The sequence below is a fragment of the Actinacidiphila acidipaludis genome (assembly GCF_019890725.1).
Classification (GTDB): domain Bacteria; phylum Actinomycetota; class Actinomycetes; order Streptomycetales; family Streptomycetaceae; genus Actinacidiphila; species Actinacidiphila acidipaludis.
This window is the reverse complement of sequence record NZ_JAINZZ010000015.1, coordinates 107,308-130,559: the sequence shown is the minus strand read 5'-3', so window position 1 is coordinate 130,559 and position 23,252 is coordinate 107,308. Positions and strand designations below refer to the sequence as shown.

The window sequence follows — 23,252 nt, the reverse complement described above, 5'->3', positions numbered from 1 at the left end:
CGAGCGGGACCGTGACCGTGCGGCGGCGTCCGCGGACCCACGGCGTCCGCGGAACCACGGCGTCCGCGGAACCACGGCGTCCGCGGAACCACGGCGTCCGCGGAGCCACGGCGTCCGCGGAGCCACGGCGTCCCGCCGGACGGACTCAGGGCCCGGCGAGCGCGGCCAGGGCGACGGACGGGTCGGCGTCGGGCGGCCCCGACGGCCGCCACCGGCCGTACTCCTTGGCGTACGGGTACCACAAGCCGTCCTGGCCGTAGCGGAGTTGGACGTCACGGCCCTCGACCGTCCAGCGGTTGCGCGACCTGCGCAGGCGCGGCGGCGGGCCGTCGGACCAGCCCGAGCGCAGCGCTTCGCGGGCGCGGGCCAGTTGGGCGGGCGCCGGGTCCCACGCGTCCTCCAGGACGGCCAGGGCCGCGAGACCGCCGTGCTGCCAGGCGCGGGCGGCGGCGGCCACCCGCGTCACGGTGCCGTCGCCGCTCGCGGCGAGGCGGTGGAAGAGCTGCGGGTGGCCCGGGTGCGCGGCGGCGATGCGGACGGTGTCCTGCCACGTGGTGAGCGGGACGGGGATCGCGGAAGCGGCGTGCCCGGCGGTGTCCAGGGCGGCGGCGAGGAGCCGATGGGCCCGCAACGCCGTGTCCGCGGCGAGGAGTTCGAGGCCCGCGGAGTCCACGCCGGGCGCGGGAGCCGACGCCTCCGTGAGCTGGGGGCCGCGCCCCGGACGTGCGGGCGGCGGCGGCAGGTCCGGCAGGGGCGGCAGTGCGGAGCGGGAGGCGAAGGCCGCGGCGGCGGGGTCGCCCTGTGGCGTTCGGGGGCCCGCGGGTGTGCTGCCCGGGGCCTGGGCGGCGTGGGCGGCAGGGTCCCCTGTGGCTCCGGCTTCGGCTGCGGCGCGTGCCAGGTTGCGGCGCCCGAGTTCGTCGGTCACCTCGTCCTCGCCGCGCCCGCGCAGGAGCAGCAGCACGAACGGGTCGCGGTCCAGGAGCCGCGCCACCTGGTAGCAGAGCGCGGCGGCGTGCTTGCAGGGGTATCCCCAGTCCGGGCAGTTGCACCGGGGTTCGAGGTCCTGGGGGCCGGGCAGCAGGCCGACGCCCGCGGCTTCGGCGTCGTCGGCGAGCTCCGGCGGCATCTCGCCGTCGAGCAACGCCGCGATGCCGGCCGCCCGTTCGGCGATCACGTCCAGGAGCCGGTCCCACTGGGCGTCGGTGAGCCGGCGCACCCGCATCGAGGAGCGGTACGGGGAGGGGCGGCTGCCGTGGACCTGGGCCGAGGCCGAGCCGGGAGCGACGGTGACCTCGCCGACCGCACCGCCGCGCGCGTACGTCCGGCCGCGCTGCAGCCTGCCGCTGTCCAGGGACGAACCCTCCAGCGCCGCGACCCAGGCCTGCCCCCACCACGACTCGGCGAACGCGGCCCGGCTGCCCTTCGTGGGCGGCAGGGCCTCGAACGTCCTTGTCGCCGTGGGTTGTTCACCGGAGGTGTGCGGTGGTCCAGGGCGGCCGGCGGGCGTGCCGGGGTCGTCCGAGGTCGGGGGCGTGCCCGGTGTGCGGGGGGTGCGGGGCGTGCCCTGTCCCCGGAGTGTGCCCGGTGTACGGGGCGTGCGCCGGCCGGCCGGGCTCATCGCCGCCGCCCCCGCAGCGCGACCAGCTCGGCCAACTCGTCGTCGGTCAGTTCGCTGAACGCCGCCTCGCCCGACCCGAGCACGGCATCGGCCAACTCCCGCTTCTGCCGCAGCATGTCCGCGACCCGCTCCTCCACCGTCCCCTCGGTGACGAGCTTGTGGACCTGCACCGCCTGCGTCTGCCCGATGCGGTAGGCGCGGTCGGTGGCCTGGTCCTCGACCGCCGGATTCCACCAGCGGTCGTAGTGCACGACGTGGCCCGCGCGGGTGAGGTTCAGGCCGGTCCCGGCGGCTTTCAGGGACAGCAGGAAGACCCGCTTCCCGCCGGACTGGAACGCGTCGACCATCTCCTCGCGGCGCGCGACGGGCGTCGCGCCGTGCAGGAACAGGGTCTCCACGCCGCGGCCGGCGAGGTGGCGTTCGATGAGGCGGCCCATGGCCACGTACTGTGTGAAGACCAGCGCGGAACCGTCCTCGGCGAGCACGGTGTCGAGCAGCTCGTCGAGCAGTTCCAGCTTTCCCGAACGGCCCGGCAGGCGCGCGTCCGCGGGCTCCTTGAGGAACTGCGCGGGGTGGTTGCACACCTGCTTCAGGCCGGTGAGCAGCTTCATCACCAGCCCGCGCCGGGTCATGCCCTGCTTGCCCTCGATCTCCGCCATCATCTCGCGCACCAGCGCCTCGTACAGCGAGACCTGCTCCCTGGTGAGCGTCACCGGCTGCTCGGTCTCGGTCTTCGGCGGCAGTTCGGGCGCGATGCCCGGGTCGGACTTGCGGCGCCGCAGCAGGAACGGGCGGACCAGGCCCGCGAGCCGGCGGGCCGCGTCCTCGTCACGGTCGCCCTCGACGGCCTTGGCGTAGCGGTCGCGGAACGAGGGCAGCGTGCCGAGCAGACCCGGTGTCGTCCAGTCGAGCAGGGCCCACAGCTCGGAGAGGTTGTTCTCGACGGGGGTGCCGGTGAGGGCGACGCGGCCGCGAGAGGGGATCGTGCGCAGGGCCTGGGCGGTGTGTGCGTACGGGTTCTTGACGTGCTGGGCCTCGTCGGCGACGACCAGGCCCCAGGGGTGCGCGGCGAGGAGGGCGGCGTCGCGGCGCATGGTGCCGTAGGTGGTGAGGACGAAGCCGGGGGCGCTGCCGCTGGGGGAGCCGTCCGCGGTGGTGCCTGGGGAGCCGTCCGTGATGGTGCCGGGGGTGCCGTCCGACGTCGTGCCGGGGACGCCGTCCGGGGCGTCGGAGGGGGCGCCGTCCGGGTCGCCGGGCGCGACGCCTTCGGTCGGGTCGGCCGGGAGGCCGTCCCGGGTGGTGTCCTGGGTGCCGTCCACGCCGGGCAGGGTGCGGCCGGGGCCGTGGAAACGCCGGACGGGCGCGGTGGGAGCGAAACGCCGGATCTCGCGCTCCCAGTTGCCGAGGAGCGACGCCGGGCACACCACGAGGGTCGGGCCGGCGGTGGCCGCGCGTTCCTGGCGGCGCAGGTGCAGCGCGATGAGGGTGACGGTCTTGCCCAGGCCCATGTCGTCGGCGAGGCAGGCGCCGAGGCCGAGGGACGTCATGCGGTGCAGCCAGTCCAGGCCGCGCTGCTGGTACGCCCGCAGGGACGCGGCCAGCGCCCGGGGCGGTCCGGTGGGTTCACGGGCGGCGCGGGCCTCCGGGTCGGCGATGCGGGCGCGCAGCTCCTCCAGCGCACCGCCCGCGGCGACCGCGACCTGCTCGCCGTCCACCTCGACGCTGCCGCTGAGCACGGCCCCGAGAGCGTCGATCGCCGTCAGGGACGGCCGGGACGTGGTGGCACGGCGCAGGCGGCGGACCAGTTCGGGGTCCACGACCACCCACTGGTCGCGCAGCCGCACGATCGGCCGGTGCGCCTCGGCCAGCCGCTCCAGTTCGTCCGGGGTCAGCTCCTCGCCGTCGCCGAGGGCCACGCGCCAGCGGAACTCCAGCAGGCCCTCAGAGGACAGCACGGACGCGGCCGAGGACGTCGTCGCCTGGCGGGCCGGTTCCAGCACGCCGGCCGCGGTCAGCTCGCGGACCAGCCCCTTAGGCCAGTGCACGGCCACGCCCGCGAGGGCGAGACGTTCGGCCGCCTCGCCCAGCAGTTGCTGGGCCTCCTCGTCGGACAGCACCAGCCCGGTGGGGGCGGCGGCGTCCAGCAGCCGGGCGGCCGGCGGCCAGGCGCGGGCGGCGCGGCGCAACGTCAGCATGGTGTCGACGCGGGCGCGCGGCCCGAACAGCTCGGGCGCGACGGCGGTCCCGGCCCACAGGTCGGCGGCGTCCGCGAGGACGGTCGGGTCGGCGAGGCTGCGGAGCTGGACGACGGCGCGGAAGGTGGGGGCGTTGTCGTCGTCCCGCGAGGGTGCGGGTTTGGGCGCGGGCCCAGATGCGGGCTCGGGCGTGGACCCGGGCTCACGTGCGGGCTCGGGCTCAGGCGTGGACGCAGGCTCGGGCTCGGGAACGTCGAGGTCGTCCGGGCCGCTCGGGTCGTTCAGCCCGGCCGGGTTCATCAGCTCCAGCCGGAGGGAGACCTGCAGGCCCGCGTCACGGCCGGCCGCGACCTCGGCGGCCCAGGGGCGCTGCTCGGGGACGGGCTGCGGGGCGCTCGCCGCGAAGGCCGGGCCGCCGGCGAGGTGGCGGGCGGCGGGGGTGCGGGTCAGGGAGTCGGCGACGGCGTCGAGGAAGGACCGGAGGAGCGGTTCGGCCGCCGGAAGGGCGAGCGGGGAGAGGCCGGGGAGCGGCACGGCGCGGGCCTCGGGCGGCATGGCGGCCGCCAGCTCGCCCAGCTTCTCGCGGTCGGCCGGGTCCAGCGGCCCGACCCGCCAGGCGTCGAAACCGTCCGGCGACACCCCGGGCAGCACCCGGCCGCGGGCCAGCAGGTTGAGGCCGAGCACGGCGGCCGTGCCCCAGAACGCCGTGCCCGCCGAGGCCCGGCCGCTGGTTCCCAGGGCGCGGCAGCGGGTGAGCAGCGGGACGGCCTGTTCCACGGGCACGACGACGGCCGGCACCCGCACCTCGCGCACGTCGGTCCCGGCGGCGTCCGGGCGGACGACGGTCAGCTCCTCCGGCGCGACGCCGAGCTCGGGGAGTGCCGCGCCGGAATCCTCCGGCGCCCAGAACGCGATGCGCCCCAGGCGCGGCGGGTCGGCGGGAAGGAACACCGCCTCACCCGCGGCGAGCTGCGGCAGCGCGGCGAGCAGCCGCGCGCGGTCGGGACCGGAGGGTTCCGCCGCGTCGGCGCCGCCGGACTCGGCGGACTCGGCGGAATCGTCAAGGGTGCCGGCCGTCGCCCCGTACCGCCTTGCCAATCGCACCCACTCCTGGATCCGTACCGGTCTCCGCCGTCCCACCCCCGCGAACCGCCCCGGCCAAGCGGAACGCCTTGCCCCAAGGCTAGCGGCCCCCACCGACATTGATACTCGTAGCGGGTTCCGGTGGTCGTGGCTCTCCCACTGACTGACACCCTGCTGGGTTGTCTTCCGGCTGTACCGTCCGGCTGCCGGGGCCCGTTCTTCGTGGCTCCGGCCAGGTGGAACATGACCTGATAGGAGCTTGGCCAGAAGCCCCCTCAATGTCCTGTCTGCCCCACCCGGCCGGTGCCGCCTCCGGCTAGGAAGGCATCTCCAGCATGACAGCAACGGGCACGGCGAGTAGGGCAGGCCAGCGGGTGTTCGGTGGGGTGGACTCCCATGCCGACACCATTCACGTCGCGGTCGTCACCGACAACGGCGGCCATCTCGCCGATACCGAGTTCCCCACGACCACCGCCGGATACACCGCGGCCCTCGCGTTCCTGAACGCACACGGAGACGTGCTGGCGATCGGCGTGGAAGGCACCGCGTCCTACGGAGCCGGCTTCACCCGCGCAGCCCGCGCCGACGGCCTGAGCGTGGTCGAGGTCAATCGCCCTGACCGCGCCGAACGCCGCCGCACAGGCAAGTCGGACCCCATCGACGCCTACGCCGCCGCCCGCGCCGCACTGTCCGGACGTGCCTCCAGCGCACCCAAGGACGAGACCGTCACCGGCATCCGAGCCCTCCACAACGCCGCCCGCTCCACGGTCAAGGCCCGCACCGCAGCGCTGAACCAGGTCGGGCACATCCTCATCAGCGCACCCGACGCCATCCGCGCCCGTTACCGGGCCCTGCACGGCAAGCCGCTGATCGAAGCCCTCGCCCGCCTGCGTCCCACGGGAGACGCCGTCCACACCGCCGTCCTGACCGCCTTGAAAAGCCTCGCCCGACGCGTCCAGGCGCTGACCGTCGAGCACGACGAGCTCATGGCCGTACTGGACGACATCGTCACCGAGCACAATCCGGGTCTGCGGGCCGCCTACGGCGTCGGCCCCGACACAGCCACCCAGCTGCTGATCACCGCCGGCGGCAACCGGGACCGCCTAAGCACCGAGGCGTCCTTCGCCGCTTTGTGCGGCGTCGCCCCCGTTCCGGCCTCCAGCGGCAAGACCAACCGTCACCGCCTCTCGCGAGGCGGCGACCGCGCCGCGAACGCGGCCCTCTACCGCATAGCCCTCGTCCGCATGGCCAGCGACAGCCGCACCCGCGACTACGTCGCCCGCCAGACCGCGGCCGGCCGGACCAAGAAAGAGGTCATCCGGCTCCTCAAGCGAGCCATCGCCCGGGAAGTGTTCCGCTACCTCACCACCACGGTCACCGTCCCGGACATCGCCGACCTGCGGCCCGCACGCCAGGCGAAGAACATCACTCTCACCGCCGTCGCCGATCACTTCGGTGTCTGGCCCGCGGTCATCTCCTGCATCGAGCGCGGCACCCGACGCAACGACGACCTCGCCAACGCCTACCGCGACTGGCTCACCACCGCTTGACAGGCAATAGGAGCTTCAGCACCGACCGCGCTCGCGCCGGGGGTGTGCGGGACGCGGGCGCCCGATGCCCACCGTCCAGGACGCCGACGGCCGGGTCGTCGAGGCCGAGCAGCAGGGCGAGCCCGCCGCCCGCCTCGACGTGCGCTGCACCGACCTCTCGGACGCGCCAGGCCCGCCATGCGGGAGCCGGAGCTGGACGTGGTCGGCGGCAAGGGTGACCTCTGCACGCTGGACGTGGTCATGCCTGCGGCCGCCGCCCAGTCCGCCCAGGGCCAGCGGGTCTTCGAGCGGATCAAGCAGCACCTGACGATCCACACGCTCTGAGGAGTGGCGGCGGCGACGGGCCACGCCTGGCCTCCGGCTAGCGCCCTGACCTCCGGGCCGCGTCGAGCAGATCCAGCGGTTGCTCCCAGGGGAACGCCGCCGCCTCCTCGCTCGCGTTCGGCGGGTGCGGGGGCGCGGAACCGACGAGCACGCCCATGTCCCGCAGCCGATCGAGGCTCTGTTCGTACGCGGGGTGCCGTGCCATCGCCGCGTTCACGTAGGGCAGGACGGCGGTCGGGACGCCGAGCCCGTACGCCTCGCAGAGGATGCCCAGCGCGAGGGTGTCCGCGAGGCCGGCCGCCCACTTGTTGACCGTGTTGAACGTGGCCGGCGCCACCGCGATGGCGTCCGGCGGCGGCAGCGGACGCGGTTCGCCGGGAAGGCGCCACGCGGAACGGATCGGATACCCGGTCCGCGTCTCGACGGCGGCGGCGTCGATGAACCGCATCGCCAGGGGCGTGGCCACCACCCCCACCGCCCACCCGCGGTCCTGCGCCGCCGCGATCAGCGTGCCCACGCCGCCCGCGTTCCCGGCCGCGCACACCACCACGTACAGGAACGGCCCCTGCTGGTCTTTTCCTGCCTCGCCCACCCGGCACCCTCCGCATCGTCTCGACGCCCCCGATGCTGGACGAACCCCGCCCCGCCGTCGAGCCCACGCCGCCCCGCGTGGGCGCCCGCGTGTCAGAGATGGTCCGCGTCGACGACGGCCTGGGCGAAGGCGGTCGGGGCCTCCTGGGGGACGTTGTGGCCGATGCCGGTGAGCAGGCGGTGGGCGTAGGGGCCGGTGAAGAGGGCGCGGTAGGAGGAGCCGTCGCCGGGCGCGGGGGTGAACGGGTCGCGTTCGGCGTCGAGGGTGACGGTCGGGACGCCGATGGCGGGGCGGGCGGCGAGGCGCTGTTCGAGGCCGTCGTAGCGGCGTTCGCCGTCCGCGAGGCTCAGCCGCCAGCGGTAGTTGTGGATCACGATGGCCGCGTAGTCGGGGTTCTCGAAGGCGGTCGCGGTCCGGGCGAACGTCGCGTCGTCGAAGCCCCAGGTGGGGGAGACCACGTCCCACACCAGCCGGCACAGGTCGCGCCGCTCGTCCGGGTCCGCCATGGCGAGCCGGCCGCGCTCGGTGGAGAAGTAGTACTGGTACCACCACGCGTACTCGGCCTTCGCCGGGAGCGGCTTGAGGTTGGCGGCCAGGTTGGTGATCAGGTAACCGCTCACCGAGACCAGGGCCTTGACCCGTTCGGGCCACAGCGCGGCGATGATGTCGGCGGTCCGCGAGCCCCAGTCGAAGCCGGCGAGGACGGCCTGGTCGATCCGGAGGGCGTCCATCAGGGCGATGATATCGAGGGCGATCGCGGACTGCTGGGCGTTGCGGAAGGTCCGCGCGGACAGGAACCGGGTGGTGCCGTGGCCGCGCAGATAGGGGACGATCACGCGGTAGCCCTCGGCCGCCAGCAGCGGTGCGACGTCGACGAAGCTGTGGATGTCGTAGGGCCACCCGTGCAGCAGGATCACCACGGGACCGTGACGCGGCCCGAGTTCGGCGTAGCCGATGTCCAGCAGGCCGGCCGTGACCCGCTTGAGCGGCGGGAACGTGGTGTGCGTGCCGGGGACGACGGCGGGGAGGGTGGGGACGGCAGCGGCCGGTGCGCCGCCGCGCCCGTTGCCCGGTTCGGCTGTCGCGACGCCCGGCACGCCCGCCAGGGAGGCGGCGGCCGCCCCCGTGCCCACGCCCAGGACCTTGCCGAAAGTGCGCCTGTCGATCACGTGAATTCTCCCGGTCTGTGTGGTGTGTGCGGGGACGAGCCTGGCGGCCGGCGGCCGGAGGGGCCGGTCACGCCACGGCGGTGGCGCGGACGGCGACCGGGATGTTGCCCCGGGTGGCCTTGGAGTAGGGGGGCGGCGGCGACCGGGCGGATCGGGCCGGAGTTCCGGCCGTCCGCCCGATCGACCGTCACCGGCTGAACAGGTGATCACTCTGTCCGACCGGTCCATCACCTGTCAAGACGGTGACGGTGAACCGATGCTGACCACCCGCGCCCAGGGCGGCGGGGCGAGCGGCACATAGCCCGGCTCGTCCTCGCCGTCGTCCCAGCTCAGCGGACGCGGGAAGAGGCCGACCACCGTGCGGCACGGCGGCCGGCGCTCCGGCCACGGCGTCTGGCCGTCCGTCAGCGCGACGATCACGTCCGGGACCGGACGCGAGCGCAGCGCGCCCTCGAAGCCCTCGCGCAGGTTCGTCCCGCCGCCGCCCGTCAGCGGGATGCCCTCGTCCCGACACAGCGTGTGCACGGCCTGCACGGCCGCGTCGCACGACAGCACCCGCACGAGATCCCGGCGGCCGCCGACCGCGCGGGCGATCGCGGCCACCTCCAGCAGCGCGCTGCCCAGTTCGGCGTCGCTGACCGAGCCGGACGTGTCGACGACCACGCACACCCGTGGCGGACGGCGGCGCAGGCTCGGGAGCACCACCCCGGGCACACCCGCCGAGCGCCGCGACGGCCGGGAGCGGTCGTAGTCGTCGCCCGAACCCGCCCCCGAGGCGGCCGCGCGGATCGCCGCGCCCAGCAACTCCCGCCACGGCTGCGGAGGATGGAACACCTCCTCGGCCCACCGCCGCCAACCGCGCGGCACACGGCCCGGACGACCGGTGATGGCCTGCGCCACGCGGAACCTGACCGCGTCCCGCTCCTGGTCGCTCAGCCCGTGCGCGCCGTCCGGCCCGAGGTCCCACTCCCGGTCGCGTCCGTCGACGCCGCTGCCGCAGTCCAGCCAGGCCATGTGCAGTGTGCGCGGCCCGAGCCGGAACTGACGCAGGTAGTCCTCCATCAGTTCGCCCGCGCTGAGCGCCAAGTGGTGCGGCTGGATGGCGTCCTCGGGACAGGGCAGTCCGTCGCCGAAGACGTCGTCGTTGATCTCGCAGTCCGCGGCGATGTTCATCCGCAGCCGTTCCCCGGGGCCGGACAGGCCCTCCTGGTGCGCGAAACGGTCACTGCGGCCCTGGTGGTCGCGGAGCAGGTGCGCCACCTCGTGCACCCACACCCCCGCCAGCTCCTCCACCGGGGTCCGGACGACGAACCCCGGCGAGACGTAGCAGCGCCAGTACCGGTCGACGGCCATCGTCGGCACCTGCCGCGACGGGACGACGTGCAGCGCGAACAGCGCGGTCGCCAGGTAGGGCCGCGCGCGGGCGGCGTGCAGGCGGGCGGCGAACAGCTTGTCGGTGTCGAGGGCGCCCGCCGCGTCCCGGCCGCTCACCGCGTCCCGGCCCTTCACCGTGTCCCGGCCGCTCATCGCGCACCGTTCCCGCCCGTGCGGGAACCCGCCGGGCCGCCGGACGCGACGCGGGCCGCCGCACGGTCGGCCCGGGCCGACAGCGACACCACGCCCGCCAGGCGCTCGATCGACGCGGGCACGTCCCAGCCCTCGCGGCGCAGCGAGGCGAGCGTGGTCGCGGGGACGACGAGGAGGTCCGGGGCCCCGGTCTCGGCCGCCCGCACCAGCAGGGCCCACGCGGCGTCCCAGCGCGCCCGGTCCGGCTTCCTGCGGACCGCGGCCACCACGCCGTCCAGGACGGCCTGGCGCAGATCACCGCGCTCGGGCAGCACGGCCGAGGCGGGGTCGGCGAGCAGGGACTCCGGGTCCGGCAGGTCCATCCGGTCCAGGCTCGCCAGCAGTTCCAGCCCGGGACCGTCCCCGACCGTGCCCCTGACCAGCAGGGACAGCACGTCCCGCGAGGAGCCCGCGGCGGTGGCGAAGGCGATCAGGCACAAGGTCATCTCCCAGCTGCGCGGGGACGGCCACGGCCCGCCGCGACGCGTCTCGCTGTCGGGCAGCCGGTGGACGAGCGACGGGCGGGCGGCGAGCAACCCGCACACCGCGCGGCGGGCGAAGACCACGGCGTCCGCCAGCCGTTCGGGGGCGAGCCGGGGCAGCGACGCGCGCGGCCAGGTTCCGCCCAGGCCGCGGACCACCACGTCGTGGTCGTGGACCCACTGCAGGTGGACGAACCGGTTGGCCAGCGGCGGGCTCAGCTCCCAGCCGTCGGCCGCCGACGCGCGCGGGTTGGCGGCGGCCACGATCCGTACGCCGGGCGGCAGTTGGAGCGCGCCGATGCGGCGTTCGAGCACCAGGCGCAGCAGGGCGGCCTGCACGGCAGGCGGGGCGGTGGACAGTTCGTCCAGGAACAGCAGCCCCTTGCCCGCCCGCACCAGCCGCACCGCCCAGTCCGGCGGGGCCATCGGGACACCCTGGTGCGCGGGGTCGTCGCCGACGACGGGCAGCCCGGCGAAGTCGGCGGGCTCGTGGACGCTGGCGATCACGGTGGTCAGCGGAAGGTCGAGGGCCGCGGCCAGTTGGGTGAGCGCCGCGGTCTTGCCGATGCCGGGCTCCCCCCACAGCAGCACGGGCAGATCGGCGGCGACGGCCAGGGTCAGCGCCTCCAGCTGGTCGTCGGGACGTGGTTCCGTCGTGGATTCCCGGAGGAGGCCCAACAGAACTCCGGCGACATCCAGTTGGGAGGCCGGGTCGGGGACGGCGGGCGGGGTGACGGTGGTGGGCAGGTTGGCAGCAGGCATGAGTGATCACCTCGGTGGTGGAAAGGGCGGGCAGGACAAGGGAGTCGGCGGCCGGCCCGCCCGGCGGGGCGGGCACGGACGCCGGGGTGACGGCGGACCGCGGCCGGGCGGTGCGGCGCGCGTCTCGGCGGACGGCGCCGCGACGGGAACGCCGGACGACGGTCGTCGCCCGGCGGACGGTGCCGCCGTCAGGAGCGGGAACAGGTGGTACGGGAACGCCGGCCGGCGGCCGGTCTCCTGTCAGCGGGAAGTGCGGTGACGGGTTCGGGCGCGGGAGGCGTCGCGGTGGGCGCGCGAGCCGGAGTTCGGGACGGGACCGCGCAGGTGGGCGGGCCCGACCAGCCCGGCCCGGTACAGGCCGTGGACGAGCCTCCGCCGCACCGCCGCGTCCAGCTCGTCGCGCAGCGCGCCGCGACGCGGGACCGCATCGGGCCCGAGCAGGGCTTCGACGACGGCGAGCGCGCCGGCGGTGTCGCCGTGCGCCAGGCGCGCGCGGACGTCGTCGAGGCACTCCGGACGACGGTGGGCCGTGTCGATCGCCTGCAGGCAGGGGAGCAGGGTGCCGCCCAGCGAGGCCAGCAACTCCTCGCGGCGGATCTCGTCCGGGCCGTGGTCCAGCGGGGCCAGCACACCGTCGACCAGGCCGATACGGTGCCGGGCTCCGCGGCAGTCGACGAGATGCGGGCCGCCCGTCCCGCGGTCCGGGGGCGGACCCGTCGCCACGTGGCCGGGTACCAGCGCGGCGGCGACCAGCGGGTGCAGTTCGCCGGCGCCGATCAGGCCCGCCCGCAGGAGGGCGAGGTCCGGCGGCACCCACGTGGCGGCGTCGGGCAGCACGGGCAGGGCCACGTCGGTCGAGGCGACCGCGGACACCGCCGTGATGCGCGGGGCGTCGCCGCTCTCCGCCTGGACCCCGGCGGTCGCCTCGCCGTATGCGACGTCCAGGACGAGCCGCTGCCGGACCCCGTACCGCACGGCGACCCGCCCGGCTGTCCGGCCCGGACCGTTCTCGGCCCGCAGCAGGATCGCGGCCTCGGCGGCCCAGCGGGCGGTGGCGCACGGGAGGTCCCGCACCAGCCGCGTCAGCGCGTCCGGGACGGGATCGGGCGGAGGACCGCCGGGTGCCGCGCCCGCCCGCACGGCGAACTCGTCCGCCCGGCGGGCGTCCCAGAGGTGGCGATGCAGGTCGAGGCGGAACCGGCGGTTGGGGCGCGGGTGGGGATGGGAGCCCGCGCCCCCGTCCGGTTCGCCGGGGTCCCAGAGGGCGAGGCTGACGCGCTGGCCCGCGTCCGCCCAGGCGGGCGGCGTCCGCACCACGAGGTGCAGCGGAAAGGCGTCCCCGGGACGGTCGTAGCAGGCCAGGGACAGCGTGAGGCCCGGGCGCAGCAGGCCCTCGGGGGCGATCCTCGGCATGTGCCAGCGCAGCAGGTCGGGCGCGAGGTGGCGGAGGTCGGCTTTCAGCCGGGTGGTGAGGTCACGGCCGTGACGGCGGGCCGTGGAGCGCGGATCGAAGTCGACGTCGACGGAGGAGGCGGCGCAGGCGCCGGCCCAGTCGCCCGCGTGGCGGCGGGCGGTCGCGGTTACGATCATGGAGGGCGGCACGGCGAAGTGGCGCACGCGCAGCCAGCATGTGAGGAGGGCGTTCGCTGAGGTGAGGTTGAGCATTAGCGCTCACCTTGAGCGGACGGGACCCCCAATCTTGTTTGGGTAGGCATCGGGCCGAGCATATCGGTGGCCCTCGCCCCTTCGAAAGGCCTTCCCTCCCCCTTTCCCCCGGGCACTCCAGCCCGCCCTTCTTCGGGCTCCGCCCTGCCCTTTGCGGTGCGTTCCCGGCTTTCCGCCGGTGGTGGGCTTGTCGCGCCGTTCCCCGCGCCCCTGTTATCGCTTGCCGTTCGTCCACTTGTCGGGGGCAGTCCGGAAGCGTCTCCTCGGACTGTGCATGGCGGGTTCTTCCGCACCTTGACCCGGGCGGATGCACATTCCTGCGGGGAGCGCTTCCTCCCCACCCCCTGGCAGTGAAAGTGGCCGCAGGGGGTGTTACCGGGGCACCGCTGTACTACCCAGGCGGCTCCATGGGCTGCCAAGGGGGTGGGGAGGAAGCGCTCCCCGCAAGGACTTGTGCACACACCCGCCCAACCCCTTCGGAAAAACGGTCACGCACAAGTCCGAGGAGACGCTTCCGGACTGCCCCAACGTGCGGACGAACGGCACGTGATTCAGGGGCGCGGGGAACTGCGCGACAAGCCACGACGAGGCGGAGGACGGCAATGGCGGCCCGGGGGCACCCCGGAAGCCGTACCCCGCTACCGGGCCGGAGGCCGCACCCCGCTACCGGGCTGGAAGCCGAGCCGTGAGGGAGAATGAGGGATGTGGGCGCTGGAGCCATCGAGGTGGAGCGGCTGAGCAAGACGTTCGGCCAGCTCACGGCCCTGGACGACGTCACCTTCTCCGTGCCGCCGCAAACCGTCTTCGGGCTGCTCGGCCCGAACGGCGCCGGGAAGTCGACGGCCATCCGCGTTCTGACGACGATCCTGCAGCCCAGCGGCGGGCACGCCGAGGTGCTGGGGCACGACGTGGTGCGCGAGGGGTCCACCGTGCGCGGGCTGATCGGCCTGGCCGGCCAGTACGCCGCCGTCGACCCCAACCTCACCGGCCGCGAGAACCTGCGGCTGATCGGCCGGCTCACGCATCTGCCGCGGTCCCGGGTCCGCCCTCGCGCGACCCACCTGCTGAACCGCTTTCGACCTGGTTGACGCCGCCGACCGCCCCGTACGCACGTACTCCGGCGGTATGCGGCGACGGCTGGACGTCGCGGCGGCCCTGGTCCCGGAGCCGCCCGTGCTGTTCCTGGACGAGCCGACGACCGGACTCGACCCGCAGAGCCGCAACGCCCTGTGGGAGATGATCCGCGAGCTCGTCGGAGAGGGGACGACCGTGCTGCTGACCACGCAGTACCTGGAGGAGGCCGACAAGCTGGCCGAACGCGTCGTGGTGATCGATCACGGCCGGGTCATCGTGGACGACACCCCGGCGCTGCTCAAGGCGCGGCTCGGCAACACCGTCATCGAGCTGGACATGGCCGAGCCGCCCCGCGCCGCGCGGGCCGCCGCGCTGATCGGTGACGGGTTCGCGGAGCGGCCGGACGTCGACGGTTCGCGGCTGAGTCTGGCCTCCCGTGACGGGTCGCGGCCGCTGATGGACCTGCTGCACGTGCTGGAGGGCAACGACCTCGTCCCGCGCACCGTGGCGGTGCGCGAGTCCAGCCTGGACGACGTGTTCCTGGCCCTGACCGGCCACCGCGCCGACGTGGCGGGAGGTGTGGACGGGAACGGGAGCGGGCCGCCGCCCGGGACCGCCGACGGCGACGGGAGCCCGCGATGACCGCGACGGTGACGACGCACCCCGCCCCGGGGCCCGCCCCCGCCCCCGCGGCGCCCCGCCGCCGCCTGCTGTGGACCCTCGAGGACGGTATGGCCGTCGCCTGGCGCAACCTCATCGGCCTGCGCCGGGTCCCGCGCCTGCTGGTCTTCTCCTTCATCCAGCCGCTGGTGTTCCTCCTGATGTTCCGGTACGTGTTCGGCGGCGTGGTGTCGCCGGCGCTGCACGGGGTGTCCTACGTCGACTTCCTGATCCCGGGGATCTTCGTCCAGACGGCCGTGTTCGGTTCGATGAACACCGCGATCGGTCTGGCGACCGACATGCAGACCGGGCTGATGGAACGGTTCCGGTCGCTGCCCATGGCCAGATCCGCGGTGCTGGTCGGCCGCACCACGGCGGACCTGACCCGCAATGTGTTCGTCGTGGCGCTGATGACCGCGGTCGGCTTCGCCATCGGGTTCCGGCTGCACGCGGGTGTGCTCGCGTTCCTCGGCGGGTTCCTGCTGGTGCTGGCCTTCGGGTTCGCCATGTCGTGGATCTTCGCGGTGGTCGGCATGGCGGTGGGGGATCCGGAGACCGCGCAGGCGGCGGCGTTCCCGGTGCTGGCGCCGCTGGTGTTCGCCTCCGCGGCCTTCATCCCGGTGAACACCATGCCCGGCTGGCTGCAGGCGTTCGCCCGTCACCAGCCGGTGTCGAAGTCGGCGGAGGCGGTGCGGGCGCTGGTCCTCGGCGGTCCCACGGCCGACGCGGTGTGGCAGGCGCTGGCGTGGGACGCCGGGATCGTGGCGGTGTTCGCCCCGCTGGGGGTGTGGCTCTACCGCCGTGCGGTCTGAGGCCGGGCGTGTGAAGTCCCCCGTCGTCACGGCAGCGGCGTCGGATGTGCCAGGTAGCTCTGCGTCCGGGTCACCCAGTAGCCGAAGTCGCCGGGCCCGGTCTGGTTCGTGCCGACCATCTCCGGGACGCCGTACGTACCGGTCCCGGTGCCCGCGCCGAACATGATCGCCACGACGCCCGCGGCCGCGGCCTCGGGGAGGTGCGACCCCCAGGTGACCGTGGACCCGCTGACCGAGATCTTGGGGTCGGCACCCGGGTTGCCGCCGTAGAAGGCGAGGTTGTTCCCGCTCGAGGTGAAGCTGTCGCCGAAGAAGTAGGTGGAGGCGGAGTCCTCGTCCTGCTCGGTCGTCACGTCGTCGAGGTCGGGGAAGGTCCCGGAGGCGTTCCAGTACGTGGGGCTGGGCGTGTGGGTGGAGTTGAGGTGGCCGACGGGGATCTGCCACAGCACCGCGGGCAGGGCCAGTGACTGCCGCACGGTCTGCACGTAGAGCAGGTAGTTGCTCCAGTGCGCGGCGTTGAGGTAGCGGATGTCGGCCGCCGGGTCGGGGTCGCGCAGGATCCCGAAGTCCTGCCCCCACTGGTCGAAGGCGACGAAGTCCGCGTGGTACCCGATGTCCGCGGTCTTCACGAAGTCGGCGACCTGCGTGGCGACCTGGGTGACGGACTGGCGCCCGGCCGTCCAGCCGAGGTTGTCGGTGTCCTTCAACGCGTCGCGCACGGCCCAGGTGTTGACCTGCCAGCCGACGAAGGCCGCCGGGTCGTACTTCTTGATCGTGTAGGTGATCGCCTCGGTCAGTCCGCGGAGGTTGTTCCCGAAGACCGGGTCGGTGCCGCCGGCCAGTACGCCCGAGGAGTACGCGGCGCCGGTCGCGGCGGGCATGGACTGCGCGTCGTTTCCGTAGCCGGCCGCGTAGTTCTGCTGGAGGTAGCCGAGCATGTCGGGTTCGACCACCCAGCCGACGGGTTGCCCGGGCGCGGCGGCGTCGGCGGCCGACGCCGCCGCCTTCAGCGCGGTGAAGTACGTGGTCAGCCAGCCGCTGTTCTGCATGTTGGTGAAGTCGACGCTGCTGCCGTCGACGTTGCCGTTCATGCCGTAGTCGACGAGGACCGGCGTCATGCCGAACTGCCGGGCGTGGTTCACCAGCGTGGTCGTGGTGCCCGCCCAGTTCGGGAAGTCGTTGCCGACGAGGTATGCGTAGCCGTAGTTCGGCACCGGGCCGTGCGAGGCGAGGGTGCCGAAGAAGGCGTCGACCGTGCTGCCCGGGGTGTAGACGGTGCCGATCGACAGGTACGACGGGTGCCAGGCCGGCGCCGGTCCGCCGCCGCCCGACGACTGCGTGGCCGCGGTGACCGGGGCCGAACGGGCCGATTCCCCGGCGCTGTTGGTGGCACTGACCGAGAAGGTGTACGCGGTCCCGGCCGTGAGCCCGGTGACCGTGGCGGTGGTCGCCGCGCCCGACGCGACCGCGGTCGAGCCCTGGTACACGGTGTAGCCGGTCGCTCCCGCCGAGGCGTTCCAGGACAGCGACGCCGAGGTGGTGGTCGTGCCGGTGACCGTCAGCCCGGTGGGGGCCGCGGGCGCGGTCGGGGTGCCGCCGCCGGGCCCGGTGAGCGAGACGTCGTCTGCGTGGTACGTGCCCTGCGCGTACCAGCCGTGCAGGTAGAGCGTGACGGAGGTGGTGCCCGCGCCGGTGGTGAAGCTGGTCGAGAGCTGCTGCCAGCCGGTCGCGGACGGCGTCCAGGTGGAGCTGTAGCCGGTGGCGCCGAGGTAGACGTACGCGCCCTGGACGTAGGCCGACAGCGTGTAGGTGGCGCCGGGCTGCACCGGGACCGTCTGGGTGCACTGCGCGGTGTCCGAGGCGGTGACCGCGCCCGCCAGCGCGTGGCTGCCGCTGTGCACCGGTGAGGTGACCACGCTGCCGGTCGTGCCGCACGACCAGCCGGACAGACTGCCGCTCTCGAAGCCGGAGTTGACGACCAGGTTCGGGCTGTCCGCCTGCGCGGCGGCCGACAGGTGCAGCCAGCCGAGCAGCGTCAGGACGACCGCGGCCGCCGCGGTCCAGGATCTGCGGGCCATGTGCTCCTCCTCGTTCACGCACGGGCAGGACACCGAAGGCCGCGGAACGTGGCGCCGCACCTCCGCCCAGCAGAATGGTCTGGACTTTTCCCCCTCGTCAACCCCGCCTGCACACACGAGAGTTGAAGCGACAAGCGCCGATGTGGGCGCGGATCAGCGGGTGATCGTGGTGGTGTACGCCGACGAGGCCGCGACGGTGGGCAGTCGCGGCCCGCGTGCGGGGCGCGGCCGGGCGGGGCGGGGCGGGGCGGGGTTCCTACGGGGCCGGCGGTTCCGGCGGCGGGGCGTCCTCGGCCAGGGAGAACCAGACCGTCTTGCCCTCCGACTCCGGCCGCACGCTCCACTGCTCGGCCAGGATGTCCAGCATCATCAACCCGCGGCCGGAAGAGGCGAGTTCACCGGGGGCGCGCTGGTGCGGCAGCTCGTCGCCGCGGTCGGAGACCTCCACCATCAGCGTCCGCAGGCCCCGCTCGCCGGTGATCGTGGCACGGAGCACGGCCGTCTGGTCGGTGTGCACCAGCACATTGCCGACGAGTTCGGAGGCCAGCAGGACCGCGACGTCCACCTGGTCGGGCTGCGACCAGTCGTGCAGGAGCGCGACGACCTCGGCCCGCGCCTCCGACAGCCCCTCGCCCTCGTCCTGGCCGATGGTCAGCACCAGCGTGCGCTCGGGCACCAGCGGCCGGGGCACGTCGGTGTCGCGACGGAGCAGCAGCAGCGCGATGTCGTCCTCGTTGCGCGGCGCCAGGTGCACGCGCCGCCCGCCCAGGCCGTCGCGCCGCCCGGCCTCGCCGGCCTCCCCGGCCCCGGCCTGGACGCGGTCCTCGGCCCGGTCGTCCCCCTCGTACCGGGTCATCGGATGGTGCACGGCCTGGATCAGCCGGTCCGCCATCCCCTCCAGGTCCGCGCCGGGCCCCGGCTCCATCGCGTCCCTGACCCGGACCCAGCCGGTGAACATGTCGTGCCCGCCGGTCTCGATCAGCCCGTCGGTGCACAGCATCATCACCTCGCCCGGGCGCAGCTCCAGGTCGGTGACCGGATAGTCGTGCTCCTCCGGCATCAGGCCCAGCGGCAGCCCGCCGTTGACGTGCTTGATCATGCAGGTGCCGTCCGGCAGGCGCAGCACCGGGTGCGGGTGCCCGGCCCGCGCGATGTGCAGCATCCCGGTGTCCGGCTCGGCCTCGATGTACAGGCAGGTGGCGTACCGGTCCTCGTCGAGCGCGGTGAGGAAGCGCGAGGTCCTGGCCAGCACCGCGTCGGGCCCGTGTCCCTCGGCGGCGTACGCGTGCACGGCCGTGCGGAGCTGGGCCATCAGTCCGGCCGCGTGCACGTCGTGGCCCTGGACGTCCCCGATGACCAGGGCGAGCCGGCCGCCCGGCAGGTTGATGATGTCGTACCAGTCGCCGCCGACCACCAGGCCGCCGCCGGTCGGCACGTACCGCGTCGCCACGCTGATCCCCGGCACGGCGGGCTCGGCCGAGCCCATGCTGCGCCGCAGCCCGCGGGACAACGCCAGCTCGGCGGTGCTGGTGCGGGTGCGTTCCAGGGCCTGTGCGACCAGCCGGGCCACCAGCACCAGCAGCCCGCGCTCGTCCGGCGTGAACGCCATGGGGGCGCTGAACGCCAGCAGGCACACCCCGGTGATCCGGCCGGAGACCACCAGCGGCAGGAACGCCCACGAGTGACGTCCGTGCCGCGCCGCCAGCGGCCAGGTCTCGGGGTACTGCGCGCGGTACTCGTCGGCGGAGTGCAGATAGACCGGGCGCCCGGACCTGACCACCTCGGTGGCCGGGAACCGCGACGTCACCGGCATCCGGAACACCCGCTCGGCCTCGGTCCTGCGATAGCCGTACTGGCCCAGGATGTTGAGGAACTTGTCGGTCACCCCGAAGACCACGACCCCGTCCAGGGCCAGGTCGGGGCTGTACAGCCGGGTGATCTCCTTCAGCGCCTCCGCGAGCGAGTCGGCCTCGGCGAGGGCGTGGCCGGTCTCCAGCAGGAGGGCGTCCCGCCAGCGGGAGGGGTGGCGGGCGGCGTCGGCGCCGGGTTCGCCCGGGCCGGGGCGGCCGATGCTGTCGACGCGGTCGGGATCCTCGGGGGCGGGAGGGGCGGTTCGATCACCGGGAGGGCCGGTTGCGCCGTCCGAGGAGCTCTCGCCACGGCCCTCGGCAGGGCCCTCGGCACGGGAACGCGCGCGGGACTCGATCCGGTTCAGCGCGTCGATCTGCCGCAGCTCCGCGGGGTCGGACGGCTCGCCTCGCGCCCCTCCCTGCGCTGTGTTGCCCATCGGCGCCCTCTCGCCTGGCGTGTGATCCCGTCCGTTCTCCCCCCATGCTCCGACGAGACGGACGGGGGCGCGAGCGGGGCGCTGGGCGCTGTGCCGATGGGGGCGGTGCCGGGGGCGCCCGGGGGCGGTGTTCGGGGTGCCCCTGGGGGTGCGTTGCCGGGTGCGGCAGGGCTGTGGCTGGTCGCGCTGGGGGCACCTCCCGGGCGGAATCTGGGGCGCCTCGGGCCCCAGCGCGGCTCGGGGCTACCAGGGGACTTCGGTGGCGTCCCAGGAGAAGAAGTGGCCGGTGGGGGCGTCGGGGGGGAGGAGGGCGAGGCGGACGGCGCCGGCGGCGGCTTCGGCGGGGTCGCCGTCGCTGGCCCGGGCCCGTTCGTTGAGGTCGGTGTTGCGCAGGCCCGGGGCCAGGGCGTTCACCTTGAAGCCCTCGGCGGCCAGGCTCTGGGCGTAGAAGAGGGTGACGGCGTTCAGCGCGGTCTTGGACGAGCGGTACGCGGCTCCCGAGCCGTTGGACGCCGCGAACTCGCGCTCGGGGTCCGCACTCCAGGTCAGGGACCCGGTACCGCTGGAGATGTTGACGATGCGGGGGGCCGGCGAGCGGCGCAGGGCGGGCAGGAACGCGTTGGTGACCTCCAGCACCCCGAACACGTTCGTCTCGTACGTCCGGCGGAAGGCCTCGACGCTCGTCTCGGTCGCCCTGCGCCCGTCGACCATCACGCCCGCGTTGTTGACCAGCACGTCCAGCCGCTCGACCTGGCCGGCGGCGGCCGCGATGCTGCCTGGATCCGTCACGTCCAGCACCAGGACGCGGGCGCCGCCGCCGATCTCCTCCGCGGCGGCCCGCCCCCGTTCGGCGTCCCGCGACCCGACGTACACGCTGAGCCCCGCGGCGACGAGCTGCCGGGCGATCTCCTTGCCGATGCCCTTGTTGGCACCCGTGACCAAAGCAGTGGGTTCGTTCATGCCTCCGACGATGCCCTCCGCCCGGGTCCCCTGCCAGGGACAGCCGATCCCTGGCAGGGGGACGCGCGGCCGGCGGGGTGTGTTTGGCTGGGAGGTGGACGGATCGGGAGTGCCCGGTCCGTTCGGGACGGACCCGGCTCGGAGGAGGGCGGCGTGGCGCGGACGGAACTGGGACGGTTCCTGCGGGCTCGGCGGGAGGGGCTGCGGCCCGCCGACGTGGGGCTGACGGCGGCGGCCGATGGAACGCCGCGCCGCACGCCGGGCCTGCGCCGCGAGGAGATCGCGGAGCTGGCGCACATGTCGGCCGACTACTACACCCGCCTCGAACAGGCCCGCGGCCCGCGACCGTCCGCCCGCATCCTCGACGCCCTCACCGACGCGCTGCGGCTGACCCCGGCCGAGCGCGACCACCTCTTCCGGCTGGCCGGGACCGGCGTGACGCCGCCCGCCGGTCCGGTGCGGCGGGTGCGGCCGCACGTGGCCGCGCTCCTGGACCGGATGCCGGGCACGGGGGCCGTCGTCACCGACGCCGCGTACGACGTCATCGCGTTCAACCCGCTCGCGGAGGCACTGCTCGGCAGCGGTCTGCGGGCCGAGCCGAACATGGCCCGGCGGCGGTTCCTCGGCACCGGCCGCCCCCGCGCGAACTCCGCCGCGGAGGAGTTCGGGCGCGTCGTGGTGTCGCGGCTGCGGCGTTCGGCCGACCGCTACCCGCAGGACGCGGGGCTCGCCGCGCTGCTGGCCGAACTACGGGACGGCAGCGCGGAGTTCCGGCGGATCTGGGACACCGCGCCGGTGCACGAGCCCGGGCACCGCACGAAGGTCATCACGCATCCCGAGCTGGGGCCGCTGACGCTCGCCTGCGACGTGCTGGCCGTTCCCGAGGACGATCAGCAGGTCGTGCTCATGACCGCCGAACCCGGCTCGCCCTCGGCCCGGGCCCTGGCCACCCTCGTTCCCCGGCCCGCGGCCCGCTCCTGACCCCCTGCGCGCCGGCGGGTCAGTAGCCGCGGCGGACGTTGTCGGCGGCGGCGTCCAGCAGGCGCCCGTCCCGCCGCTCCCGTTCCGCGGCGAGCTCGGCCACCGCCTCGGCGACCGCCGACAGCACGGCCGCCACGCCGGTGTCGCCCGCCGGGGCGTCGTCCGCTCCCAGGTCACCGGCCCCGGCGTCCCCCACCTGCGGCGACTCCTCCTCCGCACGGTGGTCGGTGACGCCGATCGTCGTGGCCAGCCCCGCCAGGACCGGCTCGTCCGCGTTCCACCGGTGGTGGGCGCGCCGGCGTTCGGCCGAGTCCAGCAGCATCAGGCGGCTGTTCCGGACCACCAGCCAGCGCCGCCAACTCTCCCGGGCGAGCAGCCCGGCCGCCTCCATCGCGTCGAGATAGGACTGGGCCAGCCCCCGCCCCCGTCGCCACAGCCACGCGTCGACCACCTCGTACGGCTTCTCCCGCACCACGGCCGCCGCGGCCTCGTCCAGCAGCGGGTCGCCCAGCGCGCGGCGCGGGGTCCCCGGCACGATGCGGTCGGTCTCCACGCGTATCGCCCCGGCGGCGAGCAGGTCGACGGCCTCCGCCCCGGCGAGGGCGAGCGACAGGTCGCCGCGCTCGACGGGCAGGTGGGACGGCATGTCCATCGTCACGATCAGCAGATCCTTCGACGTCGTCATGTCACCTCACCCGACGAGTCCGTAGATGCTCTTGCCCATCAGCCACAGGCCCAGCGCCAGGGACAGGGACACCAGCGCCTGCTCCTGGTGCTGGTCGATCCACCGTCGCACACCCTCCAGGCGCGCCTTCGCGGCGGCCGGGCGGAACGTCGTGTACAGCTCCATCGCCAGCAGGCTCGAGGTGGCCAGCAGACAGTAACCGACCAGTGCCGCCCAGGTCGCGGCCGAGGACAGATCCGCCTCGGCGACGGTGGCCGCGCCCGCCACGACCGCGCCCCAGGGCTGCAGCAGCACGCCGAGGGCCGCGGACATCCACGGTGAGACCTGGTCCAGACGGGTCTGCCACTTGGGGGTCCTGCGCTTCCGCCGCTTCTGCTGGCCGCCGCCGCGCCTGCGCCGCCGGTACTCGGCGAAGGCGACCATGCCGACGCCGATGGCCAGCTTGATCGCGAGTTCCGCGGTGCTGGACGCGCTGTGGTGCTTCGGGGGGTTGCCGCCGGTCAGCGTGACGACGAACGCGATGAGCAGCACCAGCATCGCGAGCCAGGCGAGGATGAAGGCGAGGCCGTTGCGCACGCCCCGCTTCGAGGAGAGCAGCAGGATGAACGCCGTGTTGTGCAGCGGGCCCAGGGTGATGGCCAGGCCGATGATGAGGAGGTCGGTGACCATGGGGGACGCTCACGCCGCGGGCGTTCTGTGGCGGTGCATG

General features: G+C 74.6%; 18 protein-coding genes. 6 read left to right on the top strand and 12 right to left on the bottom strand.

The annotated features are described in order from the left end of the window. Positions 1–145: 145 nt before the first annotated feature. Entirely contained in the window at positions 146–1,618 is a 1,473-nt protein-coding gene (locus K7862_RS15175) for an SWIM zinc finger family protein (RefSeq protein ID WP_222963095.1), read from the bottom strand. Next, positions 1,615–4,911 carry an SNF2-related protein gene (locus K7862_RS37575; RefSeq protein WP_262413163.1) on the bottom strand — a complete coding sequence of 1,099 codons (3,297 nt, stop codon included), beginning with the start codon at positions 4,909–4,911 and terminating at the stop codon, positions 1,615–1,617. The genes K7862_RS15175 and K7862_RS37575 overlap by 4 nt, the downstream gene beginning before the upstream one ends. A 320-nt stretch (positions 4,912–5,231) precedes the next feature. On the opposite strand from K7862_RS37575, the gene K7862_RS15160 reads away from it, so the two are divergent. Then, positions 5,232–6,446, top strand: a complete 1,215-nt coding sequence (locus K7862_RS15160; RefSeq protein ID WP_262413162.1) for an IS110 family RNA-guided transposase — start codon at positions 5,232–5,234, stop codon at positions 6,444–6,446. A 177-nt stretch (positions 6,447–6,623) separates the two neighbouring features. Then, entirely contained in the window at positions 6,624–6,770 is a 147-nt protein-coding gene (locus tag K7862_RS15150; RefSeq protein WP_222963094.1) for a hypothetical protein, read from the top strand. Between the two features lie 37 nt (positions 6,771–6,807). Here K7862_RS15150 and K7862_RS15145 read toward each other — a convergent pair whose 3' ends face one another. The 5 genes from K7862_RS15145 to K7862_RS15125 all read right to left on the bottom strand — a co-directional run bounded on the left by K7862_RS15145 (position 6,808) and on the right by K7862_RS15125 (position 13,006). Then, positions 6,808–7,362 (bottom strand): flavoprotein, encoded by a 555-nt coding sequence (locus K7862_RS15145; protein WP_222963093.1) that lies wholly within the window; start codon positions 7,360–7,362, stop codon positions 6,808–6,810. Positions 7,363–7,454: 92 nt separating this feature from the next. Beyond that, positions 7,455–8,531, bottom strand: a complete 1,077-nt coding sequence (locus K7862_RS15140; protein WP_222963092.1) for an alpha/beta fold hydrolase — start codon at positions 8,529–8,531, stop codon at positions 7,455–7,457. Positions 8,532–8,765: 234 nt separating this feature from the next. Continuing rightward, entirely contained in the window at positions 8,766–10,058 is a 1,293-nt protein-coding gene (locus tag K7862_RS15135; protein WP_222963091.1) for a vWA domain-containing protein, read from the bottom strand. After that, complete coding sequence (locus K7862_RS15130; RefSeq protein ID WP_222963090.1) at positions 10,055–11,341, bottom strand: AAA family ATPase; 1,287 nt, start codon at positions 11,339–11,341, stop codon at positions 10,055–10,057. Before K7862_RS15130 ends, K7862_RS15135 begins: the two co-directional genes overlap by 4 nt. 240 nt (positions 11,342–11,581) lie before the next feature. Then, positions 11,582–13,006 (bottom strand): hypothetical protein, encoded by a 1,425-nt coding sequence (locus K7862_RS15125; protein WP_222963089.1) that lies wholly within the window; start codon positions 13,004–13,006, stop codon positions 11,582–11,584. A gap of 704 nt (positions 13,007–13,710) precedes the next feature. On the opposite strand from K7862_RS15125, the gene K7862_RS38230 reads away from it, so the two are divergent. From K7862_RS38230 to K7862_RS15115, 3 genes are read left to right on the top strand one after another with little or no spacing between them, the layout of a single operon-like run. Further along, entirely contained in the window at positions 13,711–14,094 is a 384-nt protein-coding gene (locus tag K7862_RS38230) for an ATP-binding cassette domain-containing protein (RefSeq protein ID WP_308011998.1), read from the top strand. 37 nt (positions 14,095–14,131) lie between these two features. Then, entirely contained in the window at positions 14,132–14,722 is a 591-nt protein-coding gene (locus tag K7862_RS38225; protein WP_308011997.1) for an AAA family ATPase, read from the top strand. Then, positions 14,719–15,552: an ABC transporter permease gene (locus K7862_RS15115; protein WP_222963088.1), complete on the top strand. Its 834-nt coding sequence runs from the start codon at positions 14,719–14,721 to the stop codon at positions 15,550–15,552. Before K7862_RS38225 ends, K7862_RS15115 begins: the two co-directional genes overlap by 4 nt. 26 nt (positions 15,553–15,578) lie before the next feature. On the opposite strand, the gene K7862_RS37570 is transcribed toward K7862_RS15115, so the two are convergent. The 3 genes from K7862_RS37570 to K7862_RS15100 form a co-directional block, all read right to left on the bottom strand. After that, positions 15,579–17,630, bottom strand: coding sequence for a carbohydrate binding domain-containing protein (locus K7862_RS37570; protein ID WP_262413161.1), 2,052 nt, complete (start codon positions 17,628–17,630; stop codon positions 15,579–15,581). 256 nt (positions 17,631–17,886) lie between these two features. After that, the gene (locus tag K7862_RS15105) at positions 17,887–19,917 is read right to left on the bottom strand and encodes an ATP-binding SpoIIE family protein phosphatase (protein WP_222963087.1); all 2,031 of its coding nucleotides are present in this window, start codon (positions 19,915–19,917) and stop codon (positions 17,887–17,889) included. 243 nt (positions 19,918–20,160) lie between these two features. After that, a complete protein-coding gene (locus K7862_RS15100) occupies positions 20,161–20,877 on the bottom strand; it encodes an SDR family oxidoreductase (protein WP_222963086.1) in 717 nt (238 codons plus the stop codon). A 153-nt stretch (positions 20,878–21,030) separates the two neighbouring features. Between K7862_RS15100 and K7862_RS15095 the strand changes: the two genes are divergently transcribed. Then, positions 21,031–21,858: a helix-turn-helix transcriptional regulator gene (locus K7862_RS15095; RefSeq protein ID WP_222963085.1), complete on the top strand. Its 828-nt coding sequence runs from the start codon at positions 21,031–21,033 to the stop codon at positions 21,856–21,858. Positions 21,859–21,877: 19 nt separating this feature from the next. Here K7862_RS15095 and K7862_RS15090 read toward each other — a convergent pair whose 3' ends face one another. Continuing rightward, positions 21,878–22,543: a GOLPH3/VPS74 family protein gene (locus K7862_RS15090; protein WP_222963084.1), complete on the bottom strand. Its 666-nt coding sequence runs from the start codon at positions 22,541–22,543 to the stop codon at positions 21,878–21,880. 6 nt (positions 22,544–22,549) lie between these two features. After that, entirely contained in the window at positions 22,550–23,212 is a 663-nt protein-coding gene (locus tag K7862_RS15085) for a GAP family protein (RefSeq protein WP_222963083.1), read from the bottom strand. Between the last annotated feature and the right edge of the window lie 40 nt (positions 23,213–23,252).